This is a genomic window from Nocardia heshunensis (assembly GCF_054782115.1).
On the sequence record NZ_BAAGTC010000002.1, the window covers coordinates 690,244 to 710,016 of the forward strand.

Genomic DNA, 19,773 nt, shown 5'->3' on the forward strand with positions numbered 1-19,773 from the left:
GACGAAGTCTTCATTTTGGGAGACCGAGCGGTCTACCCAAGTTTTGACAGAAATCGGTGTGCCCGGTTTGGGCATCTGCAAGAACGGCCTGGCAGCGGCTCAGAAGCGGAGACGGGCGACGACCGCGCGGTGATCGGTGTCGGGAATGTAGTGGGAGTGGATGGCGGTGGCGCTGCCCTCGGCGAGCAGCACACGGTCGATGCCGATGATCGGCCCCCACGAGCGGTCGGTCGGCCAGGTGGGCAGCGCGCCGACGCCGAGCAGTTCGGCGGAGTCGGCGTAGCGGCCGGTGGTGAGGGCGCGGAAGGCGGCATGGTCGTAGGTGGAGTTGAAGTCGCCACCGACGACCACCTTGCCTGTCTCCTCGCCCAGCAGTTCGCGGATGCGGGTCAGTTCGTGCGACCACACGCCGGCGTTCGACAGCGGCGGGATCGGGTGGAACGCGAACACCGTGATCGATCCCAGGGTCGGGTGAATCATGGTGGCGCGCAGGTTGTTCAGCCAGAATCCCTCGAACTTGACGCCGTCCGTGAGCGGGTACCGGCTGAAGATGCCGGTGCCCTGGCCGCCGCCGGAGGGTGCGGTGTAGCGGTGCGGCAGCAGGTCCGCGAGTCCGGCTGTGTCGAGCCGCTCGAGCAGTCCCGGCGTGAGTTCCTCGATGGTCAGCACTTCCGCCGAGTTCTCCCGCGCGGCCGCCACCAAAGCTTCCGCATTCCCGCGCCCCAGCTCCAAATTCGACTGCATCACAACGAGATCCGTGCCTGCCGGAGCCTTTCCGTCCGGCCACAGCATGGGCAGCTGCGACCACAACGCCGCCGCCGACACCACGACCGCCAGCCCCGCACTCACCCACTGCCGCGCCAGTCCCAGCACCACGATCGCGCCCAACGCGCCCACCATCAAATACGACGCGAACGACGCCGCCAGCACGGCGGGCTCCCACACCAACGTGTTGTAGTGCAGCCCAACCCCGATCGCCCCGGCCACCAGCCACAGCCACCCCGTCAGCGCGCCCAGCACCCGCCACCAACGGCGACCACGCCGTACCGGTTCGATGACCGGTAGGTCCTGCGTGAGTCCATGCACCATCGTGTGATTCCCTCCCACCCCTCGACTGCCACCGACCCTACAGGTCGGACAATCTGCGCATTTCGGGCATCGATGGAGGGTTGCGAGAAGCTCGTCGTGACACAACCGGTGCCGACTTCATAGCAATCGCACAGGCAATTCGGGAGTGCTGCTCGGGTTCGGGCCGTTGACTCGGTAGTGCTGGTTGGCAGCACCCCGTGAGGGCGAGACCCAGGAGGTCGGCCATTGCATACCGAAGCCATCGATATCGGCGCAGTCGAGCCGGACGTGGACACCGAAGTTCGGTTGGGGCAGGTGGCGGGATCGGCCGTGAGCCTGCCGGGTAAGCGCCGGATCAATGCCGACGCCGTGGCCACCTTCACCGATCACGAGGTGGGCCGCAGCGCCTTCGTCGTCGCCGACGGCATCGGTGATCATCTGGCGGCCGCGCGCGCGGCGCGGCTGGTGGCGCGGGTCGCGGCCCAGGTGGCCGTCCGGGAGGGCGCGCACGCGGGAATCCTTGCGGCGCAACAGGAGTTGCTGCGTGAGCTGCCCGAGAAGAGCGCAGACAGCGTGCTGGTGGTCGCGGTCCTCCCCTCCGGCGGCAACCTCGACGCCCCCTGCGATATCGCCTGGGTCGGCGACTGCCGCGCCTACCGCTTCAACGGCCGCGTCCTGCACCGCGTCACCACCGATCACACTGTCGCCGAATACTTCCGGGCCCGCGGCCACGACCCGCTCCCCGGATTGGCGCACCTGGTCACGTCTTCCGCCCGCACCGCCCGCCCCGAGGACATCGGCCGCGCCACCACCGGCTCCAGCACCGGCCGCCTGCTGCTGTGCACGGATGGCGTCGGCAAGCGCCTCAACATGCCGACCATCAAATCGATGCTCTCCGAAGGCGCCTCGCCCAAGACGACGGCGGAAGCCCTGGTGCAGGCCGCCCTGGCCACCGGCGGCACCGACAACACCACCGCCCTCGTCGTAGACGCCCACCGCCTGTCCTGACACCAAGACCACCAAAACCCGCTCTGACCACACGATTAGGCGCCTCACCCGCCGTGTGTGTAATGTTGTGTTCACCGACGCGGGGTGGAGCAGCTCGGTAGCTCGCTGGGCTCATAACCCAGAGGTCGCAGGTTCAAATCCTGTCCCCGCTACAAACGCCCCGGGGCGAAGATCGAAAGATCTTCGCCCCGGGGCTTTTTCATAGTCTGCGCTGGCCCCACCGGTGGCGGCATGCGTTGGTGACGCTACCTCGACGTAGCCCGAGATGGTGGTCTCGGTGATGATCAGGAAGAACAGGCTGAGACCACAGGGCCAGCCCTTCCCATGAAAATACGGGGACCAGCGACGGCAGTACCGACCGTGGATTTGGAGTTTGCGTTATGAGTCTGCCGTTCGAGGTGGATGGTGAGACCGTATGGGATCCGGCGTTGCGAACCGGGATCGTCTTCATCGGGACAGCAGATGCACTTGGGGACATGTTTCGGGGGTATATCGACCATGATGACCATCGGCATGCAACTGGGTTGAGGTCTCGTCCGGACGGTACTTGCGCGATCGACCCGCCGGAATTTCTGCAGTTCGTCGACCGAGTTCGGGATGCTCTTGCTCGTACCGGCAGTTTGAGCCATCGAATTTTGATAGAAGGCTGGCTTACGTGTGCTCTGGCCTTGCTCGACAAGATGGGTACCGCGTTCGAACCGAGAAATATGCGGGAAGAGCGTCTTGCCGAGATGATCGAAGAGGTCCGGCAGGGAATGCCGCAGTAATCGCGGCCGAGGTCGAGGACTGGACAGTCCTCGACCTCAGCCGGTTTGGGGTTCGGTTACATGGTGGGTAGTTGGGTGCCCTGGACCAGTTCTATGTCGAGTTCGATTTTTACCGTGGTGCCTACCGCGGCTATTCCGGCTCGGACCATCGCGTTGTAGTCGATGGCGAAATCTTCGCGGTGGAGGAGGGTTTCGGCGTGGAAGGCGGCTCGGGTGCCGCCCCAGGGGTCGGGGCCGTGGCCGCCGTAGGTGACGGTGAGGTCGATGGGGCGGGTGCGGCCGTGTAGGGAGAGTTCGCCGGGCATGAGCCAGGTTTCGGGGGTGGTGCGGTGGAAGCCGGTGCCGGTGAAGGTGATCAGGGGGTGGTGGTCGACGTCGAGGAAGTCGGCGGAGCGTAGGTGGTCGTCGCGCATGCCGATGCCGGTGTCGACGGTGGCCGCCTTGATTTCGGCGAATCCCGTTGAGTGCTCGAAGATTTCGTCGATGTCGAGGCGGCCGCCGACCTCCGCGAAGCGGGCCTTGATGCTGGCGATGCCCAGGTGCCGGGCGGTGGCCTGCACGGTGGAGTGCATCGGGTCGATGGTCCACGGGCCGGGTGGTGGCGTCGAGACCGCCTCCGCCTCGCGGTCGAGTCGGACGGTGCCGAGCGTGGTCGAGCCCGCGGCGGGGACGCGCACCGCGCGGGCCACGGGCTGGTGGCCGGGTGCGGTCACCACCGCCGTGTGCATGCCCGCGGGCAGCGGCTCGGTGATCGCGGTCCCCTGCTCGCCCGCGGTGGCGCGGGCGAGCTGATGGCCTTGCAGATCGGTGACCGTCAGGACGGCTCCCGGGATCGGCCAGCCTTCGGCACTACGAATGTCCGCGGTGAGCCCGCTCATGGCCGGTCCGTGGACTGCGGGACCTCGACTCCTTCGAGGTCGTACCCGAGTTCGACGCTGTGGTCGACCTTTCCGCCGTTGACGGTGACCGCGCTGGCCACCGGCGGATAGCCGCGGGCCACCACCGTGTACCCGCCCTCGACGAGGTCGGTCAGTTCGTAGCGGCCGTGCTCGTCGGTGCGGGTGGTGCCGATCGGGGTTCCGGCCGCGTCGAGCACGGTGACCAGGGCGTTCGGGACGGCCTGCCCGTCGGCGACGACGGTGCCGGTGAGCACGGCAGTGGCGGTCAGTTCCAGGTCGTAGCGCAGCGATCCGGTGTCCGGCACCACCAGGGTGGTGGCGAAGGGCCGCAGCCGCTCGGCCGCCGCGACGAGGGTGTAGGTGCCCGCACCGACGCCGTGGCAGACATAGCCGCCGTCGGTTCCGGTGACGGCCGCGCCCACCACCTCGCCGCGCAGGTCGGTCAGTGTGATGGTGACGCCCGCGAGAGGTTCACCGCGACCGAAAGCGCGCACGGTGCCGGATAATTCGCCCGATCCCTCCAGTGTGAGGTCGAGCTGCTGCGCGTGGCCGTCGACCGTCACGTTCACCGCCGCGGGCATGTGCCCGCTCGCCGACGCGATCAGCACGTACTTCCCGGCCGCGGGCAGTCCGATGCGGTAGTCGCCGCCGTCGTCGCCCAGTGCGCGCGAAACCTGGTGTCCGCGTTGATCGATGAGTGTCAGTGCCGCGCCGGGCACCGGCTGTCCGTCCTCGCGCAGGATCCGGCCGCCGATCGAGAGCTCGCCGAGCGCTCCGCCCGATGCCGCGGTCATTGTCGCTGCCGAGAGGGAAGCTGGTTGTGCACCGAGGACATTGGCAACTCCGTTCCGTTCGACGTGACCGTTGGCCTGCGCCGCGACTGCTCCGGCCAGGACCGGGACGGGCTGCGAGATCGCCTCGGCCGCACCTTCCCACACCTGTTCCGCACCCCAGGTGGCGTCGTCGGCGGGGGCCTGCTGCACCGGGGCCTGCTCGGGCGCGGCCTGCGGGGCCGCCATGTCCTGCAGCGGAATCTCCTTCATGAACAGCAGCACCACGAACGCCAGCAGCGCCACGCCCGCCGCCGCCCAGAACACGGCCTGCATGGAGCCGGTGAACCCGATCAGGATGGGGTCGCGGACCTCCGCCGGAAGTGCCGCGATCCCCGCGGTATTGGACTGCAGGGTGTCGAGTTTGCCGGTGGTGAAGCCGGGCGGCAGGTGCCCGCCGAACGCGTCGGTGATCTTGTGCGGCAACAGGTTGAACAGGATGGTCAGGAAGACCGCGACACCCAGGGTGCCGCCGACCTGTCGAAAGAAGGTCGCGGCCGCGGTCGAGACGCCCATATCCGAACGGGGACCGGCATTCTGGACGGCAATGATCAGCGTCTGCATGCAGCCGCCCAGGCCCAGGCCGATGATGCCCGCGTAGACCAGTGGCTGCCACAGCGCGGTGTTGTAGTGCACGGTCGCGTACAGCGCGGCGCCGCAGGCGATGATGAAGGTGCCGAGCACGGGGAGGATCTTGTATCGCCCGGTCCGCTTGGTCACCTGCCCCGAGATCAGCGATCCGGTCATGATGCCCGCCACCAGCGGCAGCATCAGCAGACCCGCCTTGGTGGGCGAGAAGCCGCGTACCACCTGCATGTACAGCGGCACCATCGAGATGGCCCCGAACATGGCGATGCCGACGATGAATCCGCCCACGATGCACACCGTGAAGGTGGAATTCTTGAACAGCCGCAAGGGAATCAGCGCGGCGTCCTTCATCAGGTATTCGATGCCGATGAACAGCGCCAGCCCGACCAGGCCGATGACGTAGCAGAGGATCGCACGTCCCGAGCCCCAGCCCCAGCCGCGCCCCTGCTCGGCGACGATGAGCAGCGGCACCACGCAAATGGCCAGCGCGACAGCGCCGCCCCAGTCGACGCGGACCTGCTGCCGCTGATGCGGCAGATTGAGCACGCGGGCCACGACGGCCAGCGCGACGATGCCGATGGGCACGTTCACCAGGAACACCCAGCGCCAGCCCTCGATGCCGCCGAGGTGGTCGAAGCCCGAAAGCCAGCCGCCCAGTACGGGTCCCAGTACGGTGGCGATGCCGAAGACCATCATGAAATAGCCCTGGTATCGCGAGCGTTCCCGGGGCGGCACGATATCCCCGATGATGGTCATGGCCAGCGACATCAGACCGCCCGCGCCGAGCCCCTGGAAGGCGCGGAACCCGGCCAGCTCGTACATCGAGGTGGCGAAGGTGCATGCCGCCGAGCCGATGACGAACAGCGCGATCGCGGTGAGGTAGAAGTATTTCCGCCCGTAGATGTCGGCGAGCTTGCCGTAGAGCGGGGTACTGATGGTGGCGGTGATCAGGTAGGCGGTGGTGGCCCACGCCTGCTGATCGAAACCGTGCAGGCTGTTGGCGATGCGCACGATCGCGACGCTGACGATGTTCTGGTCGAGCGCGGCGAGGAACATGCCGAGCAGCAGGCCGGACAGGATGGTGAGGATCTGTCGGTGGGACAGCCTCGCCGGCGCTTCGCCTGCCGAGCCCGGTGGCGCCTCGATGGTCGCAGAAGTCATGTCTGGAAGCCTTATTTCGTATCGGTTGCTGCGGTTGATTTCTCGATGTCGCGGGCCAGGCGTTCCAGCAACCGGGTCAGCGTCTCGCGATCGGCCGGCGACCAATCGTCGAGCAGCTGGGCCAGCCACAGATTGCGTAGCCTGCGGTTCTCCGTGAAGATCCGCTCACCTTCCGGGGTCGCGCGCAGCACGCACGCGCGTCCGTCGATGGGATCGGCCCCACGCTCAACGAGCCCGTGCCCCACCAGATTGCGGGTCTGTCGACTGATGGTCGAAATCTCGGCGTGCAGTGTTTCCGCGAGTTTCCCGGTGCGCTGTGGACCGTCGTGAACGAGGCAGAACAGCATCGCGTACGCCAGCTGTTCCAGACCTTCCGGTCCGTGCTTGACGACGCGATGCTTCGCCCGCCCGACCGCCCGGAGCAGTCGGACCAGCCCGGTGCCGACCAGATCGGCATCCTCGAGTTCGGTTGTGGCACTGGGATCACGGGCTGCGGCCGCCATGATCAATTCCTTTACGAACCGTTTAATTAGCACATACAACTACTTGCTGGTGCCAACTATACATACGCTCCAGGACGGTTGCCACAGCCCCTGTTTCAGCGGTCGGCGAGCCAGTCGGGATGGTGGTGGCGGGCCCAGGATCGGTGGACGTAGCCGGTTCGCATGCCGCGGCGGGCTTCGGGATCTTGGAACGCTTTTCGGATGTGGCCGATCAGGACTACTGCTATGGCCCAGGCCAGGACGTCGTGGACGAAGATGGCGCTGGTTCGGGAGATGGCGGGGAGTAGGTGGAGGAACCACATCAGGAGGCCGGTGCACAGCATGACGAGGACGGTTCCGGCGATCCAGCCTGCGTAGAGCTGTTGTCCGACATTGAATTTGCCACTAGAGCGGTTGAGGCTGCGGAGGTCGGCTCGGAAGGCGGGGGAGCACAAGCCCAGCAGGACGGGCACCGGCAGGAAGATGCCCGACCATTCGTGGACGGTTGCCACGATGTCTCGTTGGCCCACGAGTTGAGCCAGTGGCCCGATATAGAGGAAGGCGGCGGTGGTCGCGCACAGGAGTATCAGGGTTGCGGTGGTGCGGTGGATCAGGCGCTCGGCTTTGGTGAATCGCCGCACGCGCTCGTCAATGCCGGTCATCGAGCCAGCCGTCCACGTCGTAGCCGCGTTCCTCCCAGTAGCCGGGGACGACCCGGCTGGTGACCGATATGCCCGATAGCCATTTGGCTGATTTGTAGAAGTACATCGGTGCGACGTAGAGGCGAGCCGGGCCGCCGTGCTCGTGGGTGATCGGGGCGTCCTGCATGCGAAGGGCCACCAGGACGTCGGCGCGGCGGGCCTGGTCGAGGGTGAGACTCTCGGTGTAAGCACCGTCGAAACAGTTGAACTGCAAGGCTTTACCGTCTGCGCCGACCCCCGCGTCGTCGAGCAGGTCGGATAGTTTCACGCCGTCGAAGGGCACCTTCTCGACGCGCCAGCCGTCGGTGCATTGCACATCGTGGACGACCCGGGTCTGTGGGAAGGCGCGTAGGTCGGCGAGGGTATATGTCCGCGTTCGGTTCACCAGGCCATCGATGGTCAGCGTGTAGTCGGTCTCGCCCTTGCGCGGAACCGAGCGGACGACGCTGTAGTAGCGGAAGCCGCCCGGGTTCGGAAACAGGCCGGTGAGACCGGTTGGATCTTTCTGGGAAGCCTTGGCCAGCAGGCCTTCCCAGCCGGACTGCACGTACGGCGCGGTGATCAGCCCCGCGGCGCCGACGCCGAGCATGCCCAACAGAGTTCGCCGTGCGAGCGGTGCGCCGTTCGGACGGTTGTCGGATTCCGCCATTGCTCAGTTCCTTTCGTCATCCGGGATATGAGTTCGGGCCCGCCTTCGGTGTGAGGGCGGGCCCGGGTCGGTCAGGGTGCGACGCAGTGGAAGCTGGCCGGGGAGTTCGGGTCGCCGTCGCCGTTGTAGCGGGAGACGAACGGCAGTCGGCAGATGTCGCGGGAGACCGTCTGACCGGTGGCGGTGGTCAGGTCGGCTCGTAGCACATCCGGCGCCTGGCCGTGTTCGACCCACGCGGTCAGGGCGGTCATGTCGTTGCTGCCGGTGAGTGCGCAGTGCGCGACGCCCGGTGCCAGGAAGACGCGGTAGAAGTCGTCCACCTTGGCGGAGCCGCCCAGCTGCGCGTCCACGCGGTTGCGGTAGTCGACGGTGCCCGCGGTGGGGATGAGCTGGTCGGCGTCGCCCTGCCAGGTGATGAGCTTGCCGCCCGCGTCGCGGAACGCCGACAGGTTCGGGTCGGCGGTGCCGATGCTCGCGTCGAACTCGGAGCGGGCCTGCTGGAAGATCTGATCGAACTGCGCGTAGGTCATGTTCGCGGTGTCGAAGGCGGGCTGTTTCTCGACGAAGTTGGCGACCCACTGGGCGGGCACGGGGAACGGCGCGCCCACGGTGACGCCGTCGGGTCCGGTGGTGCTGGCCGTCAGGTTGCTGAAGTCGGCGCCGATCGGCAGGCCGTACCAGAGCCGCTGGCCGTTGCCGTCGCGCGGCCCGTCCCAGATCTTGCGGACCACTTCGGCATCGGCCTCGCTGATCGTGTATTCCTTGCCGTCGCAGGCGACCTTGGTGCCGATCAGGCTGCGCGGGTCGAAGTTGCAGCGGCTCGGGTCACTGATCAGACCGTCGGCAACGCCGTCCTGCGGGTCGCAGGCCTTGACCGCGGCCTGGTTGAAGGCACTGAACTCGCACCCGGTCGGGTAGGTGTGCGCCTCCTTCATCACCACCTGCGGCCACAGCGTGGCGACCTCGAACTGATTCCAATTGATCGCCGGGGCATCGGCATTGATGCCGTTGAAGTCGGTCGGGTACTTCTGGGCTTCCATGTAGCCCTGCCGTCCGCCGGTGGAGCAGCCGTTCCAATAGGCGTACGCGGCGGCATGCCCGTAGACGTCGTTGACGACCTGCTTGCCGACGACGGCCAGCTCGTGCACCGAGCGGGACGAGAAGTTCTCCAGCAGCGCGGTATTGATCCGGCCGCTCGAGTCCAGCGCCCAACTGCTGTTCAGGCCACTGGTATCCACGCCCGCGTCGGTGGTTCCCACCGCGTAGCCCTGCTTGACGGCCGCGGCCACACCGCCGATGTTCCCGCCGGCGTAGGCCGCGCCGCCGACCGCCTGGAAGCGGCCGTTCCAGCCGGACTCCGGCAGCCAAACCTGCACCTTGGCATGGTCGTTCGCGCCAGGGTGGCTCAGCGTGACCGTCACTTCGCAGTGCGCGGGGACATCGGGGACGGGGTAGCCGCCCAGCGGTGGGGTGCCGGGAACCTGGAAGGTCGCTGCGGGAACGGCGGTCGCGGTCAGGGATTCGACGGTGGCTCCGGCCGGTGCCGGAATCTGGAAGGTGTTGCAGTTGAACGCATTCGCCGAGGTGGTAGCGGAATTATCCGACCGGTCCACCAGTGCGTAGATTGCGGCGGCCCCGGCCACCGTCACACCGACGGTTGCGAGTGCCAATACTCGTCGTTTCACGATCTCTCCTAGGTTGGGATGGCCCGGGCTTCAGGCCAGGCTGGTGGTGAAGAAGTCGGCGAGCTGCCGCACCGCCGGGTCGACGTATTGCGCCCGGTCGTAGAGGTCGACGTGACTCGCGCCCTCGATCCAGTGGATCCGCTTGGGCCCCACTGCTTTCTGGAAGGCTTCGAGGCCCATCCAGGCGGTGATGGCGCGGGTGCCCAGGATCATGAGCAGCGGACGCTGCCCGATCAACGGCACCGCCGCGAAGGCATCGAACGTCGCGAGCTTGTCGATGCTGGTCCAGTCGAGGGCCTTCGCGGACCGAGGGTGTTGTCCGCGCGGGGTGCAGTAGTACTCGAAGCCTTCCGCGCCGTACTCGCCGCCGAGTTCGCGTGCCTGCTCGATGGTTTCGGGGAAGAGACGCAGGACGTCCGGCTTCTCTCCGGCCGCCGCGACCGTGCGGGCATGTGCCGCCGCGTCGAGCATGCCTTGGAAGACCCCGGGATCCTGTGCGCCGTCAGCGCCCAGGCGGAACAGCCGCGCCACATCCACACCGCTGACGGTCGCGACCGCTCGCACCCGATGGTCACTGCCGGTGGCCGCCAGTGCATAGCCGCCGGACGCGCAGATGCCCAGTACTCCGATGCGTTCGGCATCGACCTCGGGCCGGGTGGTCAGGTAGGACACGGCGGCCTTGAGATCCTCGACGCGTTGCGCCGGGTCTTCCAGCCCCCGGGGTTCTCCGCCGCTCTCACCTTGGAACGCGGCATCGAAAGTCAGTGTGACAAAGCCATTTTCAGCGAGCTTCGAGGCGTAGAGCCCGGCGGCCTGCTCCTTCACACCGCTGGCCGGGTGGCCGACGACGATCGCGGGGAGTCGGCGGTCCGCGGACCGTTCGGGGAGGTAGAGATGTCCGGCGAGGGCGATACCGGCACTCTCGAAACTGATGTCGATCTTGTGCATGAGATTCTCCGTTCGCTCGTTCGAGCTAGGAACGCCGCAGCAGGTCGGCGGCGCGTTCGGCGATGGCGTAGACCGTGGCGTTGGTGTTGGCGGAGGGGATGGAGGGAATGACCGAGGCGTCGGCGATACGTAGGCCGGTCAAACCGTGCACTCGCAGTTCGGAATTCACGACGGACGACTCGTCCTCGCCCAGGGCGCAGGTGCCGACCGGGTGGCAGTAGGAGCCGAAATTCCGGCGGGCGTAGTCGCCGAGGACCGCTTCGTCGGTGACGTCGAGGCCGGGGGCGACCTCGGTAATGCCCCATCCGGCGAGGGCAGACGAAGCCGCGATCTCGCGGGCGGCTTCGATACCGGCCACCGCGGCCTCGACATCCGCTGCGGCCGTGAAGTATCCGGGGTCGAGGAGCGGAGGTGTGGCGGGGTCGGCCGACGTGATCCGCAGGGAGCCCCGGCTCAGCGGCAGCATCGGCGAGACGCCGATGGTGAAGCCGTTCGGCACCGCCGCAACGGGATTGGGCAGCGGGATGTCGATGAAGATGATCTGCACATCCGGTCCCGCCAGGTCCGGGTCGCTGCGCAGCAGGCCGATGATCTCGCCGTGATTGGCCCGGGGCGTGGGTACCAGCCGCCGGGAGCTGTGCACCAGATTGACCCGGGGATGATCGTGCAGATTTCGGCCCACTCCCGGCAGCGGGTGCACCACTTCGACATTTGCGTCCCGCAGCACCGACTCCGGCCCGATGCCCGAGCACAACAGCAGCTGTGCGCTGCCGATGGTTCCGGCAGTCAGCACCACGTCGGAAGTGGCGGTGGCACAGTGGAGTTCACCGGCCACCCGGTATTCGACACCGGTGCAGTGCTGACCTTCGATGAGCAGCCGGTGCGCGAGCGCGGCGGTGACGACGGTGAGGTTCGGCCGATTCAGCGCAGGTGCGAGATAGGCATCTGCAGCGCTCTGCCGTTGTCCGGCAATGATATTGAGGTCGACGGGAGCGAACCCGTCTTCGAGTCCGCCGCTGATGTCGGTGGCGCGCGGGAATCCGACCTCGATCGCCCCGGCCAGGCAGGCGCGCAGGATCTCATTGGGCTCGGTGGCGGGGCCGACGGTCAACGGCCCGGCGCTGCCGCGGCCGGGCGCACCGCTCACGGCGGTCTCGCTGCGCTGGAAGTACGGCAGCAGCTCGTCGTAGGTCCAGCCCCTGGCGCCGTGGACATTCCAGCCGTCGTAGGAGCTGTGGTGCCCGCGAGCGAACACCATCGCATTGATGGCCGAGGACCCGCCCAACCCCTTGCCGCGTGGCAGCGGCACCGGTGCGCCCGAAAACCGCTGCGGCACGGTGCGATCGCCCCAGGCGGCGGGGGAGTTGGCGAGCGTCGGCCAGGACGGCGGATGCGAGACCGCAGTGGGCAGCGCCGCATCCCCGGCCTCCAGGAGCAACACCCGGACGTTCTCGTCCTCGGTGAGCCGGGCGGCGAGCACGCAGCCCGCGCTGCCGCCCCCGACGATGACGAAGTCGTAGGCATCGGATGAAGGCTTGTGATTCATGAACACAACCCTGGCGGCGGGCCGGTGGCCCCGGCATCCGTCAGTCGACGCTGATCGCGACGTAGGTCATCGAAGCCTGCGGGTTACGTACGTCGCCGCCACCGTCACCTGACGGATGTGGCATCCGGTCCCCGGCGACGACAGTGGAGTCACACCACCCCATCCACCTGTAAGAAGGACGAAATCCCATGGTCGACAATGGATATGGCCGCAAGCGCCGCGCCACCCGGGCCGCCGCCGCGATCGTGGCCGGTGTCGCGGGCCTGAGCCTCGCCGTCGCCTGCTCCGCGAATACCGTCACCCACGCCGGTCCCGACGAGGACGCCCCGCGCCCGACCATCGTGCTCGAGCACGGCGCCTTCGCCGACGGGTCCAGCTGGAACGATGTGATCGCGAAGCTGAGCAAGGACCGGTATCCGGTAGTGGCGGCGGCCAACCCGCTGCGCGGTCCCACGAGTGACGCCGCCGCGCTGCGCAGCGTGATCAGCCACATCGACGGGCCCGTCATCCTGGTCGGCCACTCCTACGGCGGCTCGGTCATCAGCGCGGCCGCGGCCGGAAACGACAAGGTCAAGGGCCTCGTCTATGTGGCCGCGTTCCTGCCCGCGCCCGGTGAGACCGCCCTCGAACTGACCAATAAGTTCCCCGGCTCCACACTGCCCGGCACCTTGAATCCGGTGCCGTTCACCAACACCGACGGCAGCGCCGGCACCGACCTCTACATCCAGCAGGACAAGTTCCCCGCGCAGTTCGCGGCCGATGTCCCTGCGGATCGCGCCGCCCTGGCCGCCGCTTCGCAGCGGCCGATCGCGCAGTCCGCGCTCGAGGAGAAGGCCACGGTCGCGGCCTGGAACGAGAAGCCCAGCTGGGACATCGTCACCACCAAGGACCTGAACATTCCGGTCGAGGCCCAGCGGTTCATGGCTCAGCGCGCCCACGCTCAGGTCACCGAGGTCGACGCCTCGCATTCGGTCGCGGTCTCGCATCCGGAGGTGGTCGCCAAGGTGATCGAGCAGGCCGCCGCGGCCGCACACTGACCCGAAACCCTCACCGCCACAGGAGAAAACAATCATGGATATGAAACTGGAAGTTGTCGTGCTGCCCGTCGCGGATGTCGATCGGGCGAAGGCGTTCTACGCCGACCGGCTCGGATTCCGCCTCGACGCCGACTTCACCGTGGACGACGGCTACCGCGTGATCCAGGTGACCCCGCCCGGTTCCGCGTGCTCGCTCATCTTCGGTACCGGCGTCACCGCCGCCGCGCCCGGGTCGCTGGACGGCCTGCATCTCATCGTCACCGACATCGAGCAGGCCGTCGCCGAGCTCACCGAACGCGGTGTGGCCGTGGAGGGTCCGTTCCGGGACGCTACCGGCGTCTTTCATCACGCCGGAACCACCGAACGCGTCGCGGGGGTCCATCCGGAGCGGCGCAGCTATGGTTCCTTCGCCGCGTTCCATGATCCGGACGGCAACGGCTGGTACCTGCAGGAAATCACTCAGCGCGCACCCGGCCGCTGACCACACCGCACCGAAAGCAACCCCCATGTCTGACGCGAACATCCAGACCTACGACGTGATCGTCCTCGGGGCCGGGCCGGTCGGCGAGAACGTCGCCGACCGCGCCGTGGCCGCCGGGCTCAGCGCCGTCATCATCGAATCCGAACTGGTCGGCGGCGAATGCTCCTACTGGGCTTGCGAACCCAGCAAGGCACTGCTGCGTCCCGCCCTGCTCTACGGCGAGGCCGCACGCTTCCCCGGCGTCGCCAGCGCGGTGACCGGGCCGCTCGACGCCGGTGCCGTCCTGAAACACCGCGATCGCATGGTCGCCGACTGGAACGACCAGGGCCAGGTCGATTGGCTCGAATCCGCCGGCATCGCACTGATCCGCGGCCACGGACGACTCGACGGCGTCCGACAGGTCACGGTCGAAACACCCGACGGCGGGACGATCCGCCTGCAGGCCCGGCACGCGGTCGCCGTCTGCACCGGCACCCGCGCGGCGCTGCCGTCGGGGCTGGATGCGGTGCGGCCGTGGACCAGTCGTGAGGCCACCAGCGCCACCGAGGTGCCGGGTCGGCTGGCCATTCTGGGCGCGGGCGTGGTCGCGGTCGAAATGGCCACGGCCTGGCGGGCGCTCGGCTCCGAGGTGGTGCTGATCGCCCGGGAGTCGCGGCTGCTCACCCGCGTCGAGCCCTTCGCCGCCGACCTGGTCGCGGAACGACTCCGCTCAGCAGGCGTCGAATTGCACTTCGACTCCGGCATTTCGAGCGCCGAACGGGCGGGCGGACCCGATGACGGCCTGCATCTGAGCCTGCACGACGGCAGTCGCATCGTCGTCGACGAACTGCTGCTCGCGACGGGTCGCGCGCCCCGCACCGACGACATCGGGCTGGAGACAGTCGGTTTGACGTCGGGGGAGTGGCTCACCACCGACGACACCTTCACCGTGACCGCTGTCGAGGGTGAGTGGCTCTATGCCGTGGGCGATGTCAACCATCGCGCGCTGCTCACCCATCAGGGCAAGTATCAAGCGCGGATCGCGGGCGCGGTGATCGCCGCTCGGGCCTCCGGCGCGGATCTCGACACCTCCCCGTGGGGACGGCACGTCGGAACCGCCGATCTGCACGCCGTCCCACAGGTCGTGTTCGCCGATCCGGAGATCGCCGCCGTCGGCCTCACCACCGAGGACGCGGCGCGGGCGGGCCTCGCGGTGGACGTCGTCGACTACGAGATCGGCCGGGTCGCCGGTGCGCTGCAGCACGATCCCGACTATCGGGGGCAGGCACGCATCCTCATCGATCCCGCGCGCCGGGTGATCGTCGGGGCCACCTTCGCCGGTGCGGGCGTGGCCGAGCTGCTGCATTCGGCCACCGTCGCCATCACCGGCGAGATCACCGTGGACCGGCTCTGGCATGCGGTGCCCTCGTTCCCGACCATCAGCGAGGTGTGGTTGCGGCTGCTCGAGACGTATCGGGATCAGCGTCGGTGATTACGTCATCCGACGCTCGCGGCCCGCGCGCGAGGGCCCTAGCGTCGGAGCTATGACGACGACCACATTTCAGCCCGGAGGCGGGGACAACGAATGATCACCTACGACCGGCTCTATGTCGGCGGTTCGTGGATCGAACCCACCGAACCGGCGCTGCTCGAGATCCTCTCGCCGCACGATGGATCGCTCATCGGCCGTGCGGCGCAGGCACAACCCGCGGATGTCGACCGTGCGGTGGCGGCGGCGCACGCGAGCTTCGAAAGCCGGGTGTGGCGCGATACCCCGCCGGCCGAGCGAATCGCGGTGCTGCGCAAGTTCAATGAGCTGCGTGAGGAACAGGCCGAGCAGATCGCGGAGCTCATTACCGCCGAGAACGGTTCCGCCGCTTGGTTCACCAAGGCCGGACAGGCCGGTCTGACCCGGCAGGCGAATGCCTACCTCACGGCCGCCGAGCAGTTCGACTGGGAACGCACCCTCACCCCCTCGGACCCGAATACGCAGGTGCGCAGCGTCGTTCGGCGCGAGCCGGTCGGCGTGGTGGCGGCGGTGATCCCGTGGAATTCGCCGTTCTCGTCGGCGACCTCGAAGATCCTGCCTGCCCTGCTCACCGGAAATTCAGTGGTGCTGAAGGTATCTCCGGAGAACTCGTTGAGCATGGGCCTGCTGGCCGAGCTGGTTGATCGCCTCGGCCTGCCCGCCGGGGTGATCAGTGTGCTGCCCGCGGAACGCGAGACCAGCGAGCATCTGATCGCGCATCCGCTGGTCGACAAGATCGCGTTCACCGGCTCGACGGCTGCCGGTCGCCGCATCGCAGCCCTCGCGGGTGAACAGCTCAAGCGGGTGAGCCTGGAGCTGGGCGGCAAATCGGCGGCGGTCATCCTGCCCGATGTCGATCTGACCGCGGTGATCAACGGCCTGAAGTTCGGTTCGCTGCTGAACAACGGCGAATCCTGCATTGCCCAGACCAGGATTCTCGCCCCGCGCTCCCGCTACGAGGAGGTGGTCGCGGCGCTGGCGACGCTGGTCGAATCGCTGTCGGTCGGTGATCCGCGCGACCCGGCGACCTTCATCGGGCCGATGGTCCGCGGCGATCAGCAGCGGCGTGTTCGCGACTACATCGAGATCGGCATCGCCGAGGGTGCACGGCTGGTCTGCGGCGGCTCGCAGCTGCCACCGGGACTGCGCGACGGCTTCTATGTCACGCCAACGGTTTTCGCCGACGTGACGCCGGATATGCGCATCGCGCGGGAGGAGATCTTCGGCCCGGTGCTGGTCGTGATCGCCTATGACGACATCGACGATGCGATCCGCATCGCGAACGACTCCGAGTACGGGCTCTCCGGCGGCGTGTGGTCGGCGGACGAGGCGGCGGCCGTTGCCGTCGCGCGCCGCATCCGGACCGGCACGGTCACCGTCAACGGCGCACCGGTCGGATTCGACGGCCCCTTCGGCGGATTCAAGGCCAGCGGCATCGGCCGCGAGTACGGGGCGGTCGGCCTGGGCCAGTACACCGAATACCAGACGATCACCGTCTGACGCCGCTGGTAGGGTGTTCGGGTGCTCATCGAGGAAGTCGACAGAAGCTAGCCGCCCAGTCGAAGGCGGCGCTCTCTCACACCTTTTGCCTTCGTCTGGCTCCGTGACGTCCGAAATCACGTGCGGCCCGCTCGTTCTCCCGAGCAGGAAAGAGTCGACGACTCATGTCTACATCCATGCCCTCTGCCATCACGCTGCAGAATCTGTCCTTCGAATGGCCCGACGGCACCGTCGCGCTGTCCGGGCTCAACGGCACGTTGAGCACCGGGCGCACCGGTCTGGTCGGCTGCAACGGCGCCGGTAAATCGACGCTGTTGCGGCTGATCGCCGGAGCGTTGACCCCGACGTCCGGGCGCATCGAAACCACCGGCGCGGTGGGCTATCTCCCGCAGACGCTCACCCTCGGGCGCGAGGCGACCATCGCCCAATTGCTCGGTATCGCAGGAAGACTCGCGGCTCTGCGCGCGATCGAATCCGGTGAGACCGCCGACGAGCACTTCGAGACCATCGGCGACGACTGGGACATCGAAGCCCGCGCCGACGAGGCGCTGCACGAAATCGATTTCAGCGCAGCCGATCTGGATCGCCGAGTCGGGGAGATCTCCGGCGGTGAAGCCGTCCTCGTCGCGATCACCGGGCTGCGGATCCAGCGCACGCCGATCACTCTGCTCGACGAGCCGACCAACAACCTCGACCGCGAAACCCGGGCCAAGCTGGCCGGATTCGTGGATTCCTGGCCCGGCACCCTCATCGTGGTGAGTCATGATCTCGAACTGCTCGAGCGCATGGACGCCACCGCCGAGCTGTACGGCGCGACCCTGGACGTGTTCGGCGGGCCCTACAGCGCCTGGCAGCAGTACGTCGAACAGGAACAGGCGGCGGCCGTGCAGGCGGCCCGGTCCGCCGAACAGGCGTTGAAGGTCGAGAAGCGACAGCGGATCGAGGCCGAGACCAAACTCGCCAGACGCGAGCGCACCGCCCGCGCGACCCAGAAGGATGGGGGAATTCCACGGATCCTCGCGGGCAACCGGGCGAGTAAGGCCCAGGGTTCGGCCGGGGCCATGCGCACCACGCTGGATGCGAAAGTCCGTGCGGCCCAGGAGAGCCTGGATGCCGCGTCTGCACGCGTCCGCCGCGACGAGCACATTCATCTCGAACTGCCCGATCCGGAGGTGCCGCGCAGTCGCCGCATCGCGGAGCTGAGCGACGGTGACCGGCGCATCGTCATCCAGGGCCCGGAACGTGTCGCCCTGATCGGACCCAACGGTGCGGGCAAGTCGACGCTGATCGAGATTCTGCTCGCCGGGCGGCAGCCGGATCGCGGCACGCTGCTCACCGACCGGGTGGGGTATCTGCCGCAACGGCTCGACAATCTGGACGAGTGGGCCAGTGCTCTCGACAATGTGCACGCGGTGGCCACCACCACGACGCCCGCAGTGATCCGGAATCATCTGGCCCGCTTGCTGATCCGTGGCAGCAGTGTGGAGCGGCCGGTCTCGACATTGTCGGGCGGAGAACGATTCCGGGTGTCGCTGGCGCGCTTGCTGTTCGCCGATCCGCCGGCGCAGCTGCTGATCCTCGACGAGCCGACCAACAATCTCGATATCGGCAGCGTGGATCAGCTGGTCGAGGCGCTGGGCGACTATCGAGGCGCGATACTCGTTGTCAGCCACGACTATTCGTTCCTGCGCAGGCTCGGCATCGACACCGTGATCGAGCTCGATGCCGACGGCGGTATGCGGCAGCGCGATTCCCTGTAGAAGGCTCTGTAAAAGCAGAATGCCGGGCCCGGCTGTATCGCCGGGCCCGGCATTCGGGCGTTGTCAGAGGTGGTCGGCGTCGATGATCGCCTGCGCGAACGGCTTCGGCGCTTCCTGCGGCACGTTGTGCCCGATCCCGTCCAGCACACGGTGCTCGTACTTCCCGGTGAACTTGCTCCGGTACCCCTTCCCGTCCTTGGCGGCTCCGTCGAAGTCGCTGCCGATCGTGATGGCGGGCACGGAGATCGCCGGTCCGGTGGCGAGCTGCTGTTCGTAGGCGTCGTACTGCGGCTCGCCCGGGGCCAGGCTCAACCGCCACCGGTAATTGGAGATGACGATGTCCACCTGGTCGGGATTGTCGAAGGCGGCGGCACTGCGGTCGTAGGTGGCGTCATCGAAGTTCCAGGCGGGGGAGGCCCGCTTCCAGATCAGCTTGTTGAAGTCGTGCCGATTGCGGTCGTAGCCCAGGCGGCCGCGCTCGGTGGCGAAGTAGTACTGGTACCACCAACCCAATTCGGCCTCGGGCGGCAGCGGCTGCTGCTGGGCGGCCTGCTGGGTGATGATGTAGCCGCTCACCGCGACCATGGCCTTGACGCGCTGCGGCCACAGCGCCGCGATGATGTCGACCGTGCGGGCGCCCCAATCGAATCCGCCGAGCACCGCCTTGTCGATGTGCAGGGCGTCCATGAAGTCGACGATGTCGCGGGCGATCGCCGACTGCTGGCCGTTGCGCACGGTCTGCGCGGACAGGAAGGTGGTTTCGCCGTAGCCGCGCAGGAACGGAACCAGCACCCGGTACCCGGACGCCGCCAGCTGCGGCGCGACATCGGCGTAGCTGTAGGCGTCGTAGGGCCAGCCGTGCAGCAGGATCACCGGTTGCCCGGTGGCCGGGCCGAATTCGGCGTAGGCGACATTGAGGACACCGGCGTCGATCTTCTTGATCGGGCCCAGGCTGGTGTTCGCGCCCGAACCCACCCGCAGGGCCGCGCCGGGTACGGCGGGCGTGGTCGCGGGCGTGGCAGGGGAGTCCGTGGAGCAGGCGGTGAGGGACGCCGCGGCGACGCCCGCCGCCAGCACGCCGGCGAAGAGGCCGCGTCGGTTGATGTTCATGCCGATGACGCTAGGGAGCGCACCGCCCCCGCCGCGTGCGTCGGAT

The 19,773-nt window shown here is 67.7% G+C and carries 17 protein-coding genes and 1 tRNA gene; 8 read left to right on the forward strand and 10 right to left on the reverse strand.

Going from position 1 to position 19,773, the window contains the following annotated elements; genetic code table 11:
• Positions 1 to 99 precede the first annotated feature (99 nt).
• A complete protein-coding gene (locus ACYVN4_RS03260) occupies positions 100 to 1,089 on the reverse strand; it encodes an endonuclease/exonuclease/phosphatase family protein (protein WP_460717698.1) in 990 nt (329 codons plus the stop codon).
• Positions 1,090 to 1,314: 225 nt separating this feature from the next.
• On the opposite strand from ACYVN4_RS03260, the gene ACYVN4_RS03265 reads away from it, so the two are divergent.
• The 3 genes from ACYVN4_RS03265 (at position 1,315) to ACYVN4_RS03275 (ending at position 2,843) form a co-directional block, all read left to right on the forward strand.
• Positions 1,315 to 2,076: a PP2C family protein-serine/threonine phosphatase gene (locus tag ACYVN4_RS03265; RefSeq protein ID WP_460717699.1), complete on the forward strand. Its 762-nt coding sequence runs from the start codon at positions 1,315 to 1,317 to the stop codon at positions 2,074 to 2,076.
• Positions 2,077 to 2,154: 78 nt separating this feature from the next.
• Positions 2,155 to 2,228, forward strand: a tRNA-Met gene (locus ACYVN4_RS03270).
• 228 nt (positions 2,229 to 2,456) lie between these two features.
• Entirely contained in the window at positions 2,457 to 2,843 is a 387-nt protein-coding gene (locus ACYVN4_RS03275) for a DUF6086 family protein (RefSeq protein ID WP_460717700.1), read from the forward strand.
• 56 nt (positions 2,844 to 2,899) lie between these two features.
• On the opposite strand, the gene ACYVN4_RS03280 is transcribed toward ACYVN4_RS03275, so the two are convergent.
• From ACYVN4_RS03280 to ACYVN4_RS03315, 8 genes are all read right to left on the reverse strand, one after another.
• Positions 2,900 to 3,721 (reverse strand): YceI family protein, encoded by an 822-nt coding sequence (locus ACYVN4_RS03280; RefSeq protein WP_460717701.1) that lies wholly within the window; start codon positions 3,719 to 3,721, stop codon positions 2,900 to 2,902.
• Positions 3,718 to 6,321, reverse strand: a complete 2,604-nt coding sequence (locus ACYVN4_RS03285; protein WP_460717702.1) for an MFS transporter — start codon at positions 6,319 to 6,321, stop codon at positions 3,718 to 3,720. The genes ACYVN4_RS03280 and ACYVN4_RS03285 overlap by 4 nt, the downstream gene beginning before the upstream one ends.
• An 11-nt stretch (positions 6,322 to 6,332) precedes the next feature.
• Positions 6,333 to 6,824, reverse strand: a complete 492-nt coding sequence (locus ACYVN4_RS03290) for a MarR family winged helix-turn-helix transcriptional regulator (protein WP_460718354.1) — start codon at positions 6,822 to 6,824, stop codon at positions 6,333 to 6,335.
• A 95-nt stretch (positions 6,825 to 6,919) separates the two neighbouring features.
• Entirely contained in the window at positions 6,920 to 7,465 is a 546-nt protein-coding gene (locus tag ACYVN4_RS03295; RefSeq protein WP_460717703.1) for a cytochrome b/b6 domain-containing protein, read from the reverse strand.
• On the reverse strand, positions 7,452 to 8,153 hold the full coding sequence (locus ACYVN4_RS03300) for a molybdopterin-dependent oxidoreductase (RefSeq protein ID WP_460717704.1): 702 nt from the start codon (positions 8,151 to 8,153) through the stop codon (positions 7,452 to 7,454). The genes ACYVN4_RS03295 and ACYVN4_RS03300 overlap by 14 nt, the downstream gene beginning before the upstream one ends.
• 71 nt (positions 8,154 to 8,224) lie before the next feature.
• Positions 8,225 to 9,838 (reverse strand): tannase/feruloyl esterase family alpha/beta hydrolase, encoded by a 1,614-nt coding sequence (locus ACYVN4_RS03305; protein ID WP_460717705.1) that lies wholly within the window; start codon positions 9,836 to 9,838, stop codon positions 8,225 to 8,227.
• A gap of 30 nt (positions 9,839 to 9,868) precedes the next feature.
• Entirely contained in the window at positions 9,869 to 10,786 is a 918-nt protein-coding gene (locus tag ACYVN4_RS03310; protein ID WP_460717706.1) for an alpha/beta hydrolase, read from the reverse strand.
• 25 nt (positions 10,787 to 10,811) lie between these two features.
• Positions 10,812 to 12,332, reverse strand: coding sequence for a GMC family oxidoreductase (locus ACYVN4_RS03315; RefSeq protein WP_460717707.1), 1,521 nt, complete (start codon positions 12,330 to 12,332; stop codon positions 10,812 to 10,814).
• A gap of 188 nt (positions 12,333 to 12,520) precedes the next feature.
• Between ACYVN4_RS03315 and ACYVN4_RS03320 the strand changes: the two genes are divergently transcribed.
• The 5 genes from ACYVN4_RS03320 (at position 12,521) to ACYVN4_RS03340 (ending at position 18,617) form a co-directional block, all read left to right on the forward strand.
• Positions 12,521 to 13,369, forward strand: a complete 849-nt coding sequence (locus ACYVN4_RS03320; RefSeq protein WP_460717708.1) for an alpha/beta fold hydrolase — start codon at positions 12,521 to 12,523, stop codon at positions 13,367 to 13,369.
• A gap of 34 nt (positions 13,370 to 13,403) precedes the next feature.
• Positions 13,404 to 13,850, forward strand: a complete 447-nt coding sequence (locus tag ACYVN4_RS03325) for a VOC family protein (RefSeq protein WP_460717709.1) — start codon at positions 13,404 to 13,406, stop codon at positions 13,848 to 13,850.
• Positions 13,851 to 13,875: 25 nt separating this feature from the next.
• A complete protein-coding gene (locus tag ACYVN4_RS03330) occupies positions 13,876 to 15,321 on the forward strand; it encodes a dihydrolipoyl dehydrogenase family protein (RefSeq protein ID WP_460717710.1) in 1,446 nt (481 codons plus the stop codon).
• Between the two features lie 93 nt (positions 15,322 to 15,414).
• Complete coding sequence (locus ACYVN4_RS03335; protein WP_460717711.1) at positions 15,415 to 16,857, forward strand: aldehyde dehydrogenase; 1,443 nt, start codon at positions 15,415 to 15,417, stop codon at positions 16,855 to 16,857.
• Positions 16,858 to 17,021: 164 nt separating this feature from the next.
• Positions 17,022 to 18,617 (forward strand): ABC-F family ATP-binding cassette domain-containing protein, encoded by a 1,596-nt coding sequence (locus tag ACYVN4_RS03340; RefSeq protein ID WP_460717712.1) that lies wholly within the window; start codon positions 17,022 to 17,024, stop codon positions 18,615 to 18,617.
• Positions 18,618 to 18,680: 63 nt separating this feature from the next.
• On the opposite strand, the gene ACYVN4_RS03345 is transcribed toward ACYVN4_RS03340, so the two are convergent.
• Complete coding sequence (locus ACYVN4_RS03345) at positions 18,681 to 19,727, reverse strand: alpha/beta fold hydrolase (protein WP_460717713.1); 1,047 nt, start codon at positions 19,725 to 19,727, stop codon at positions 18,681 to 18,683.
• Positions 19,728 to 19,773 lie beyond the last annotated feature (46 nt).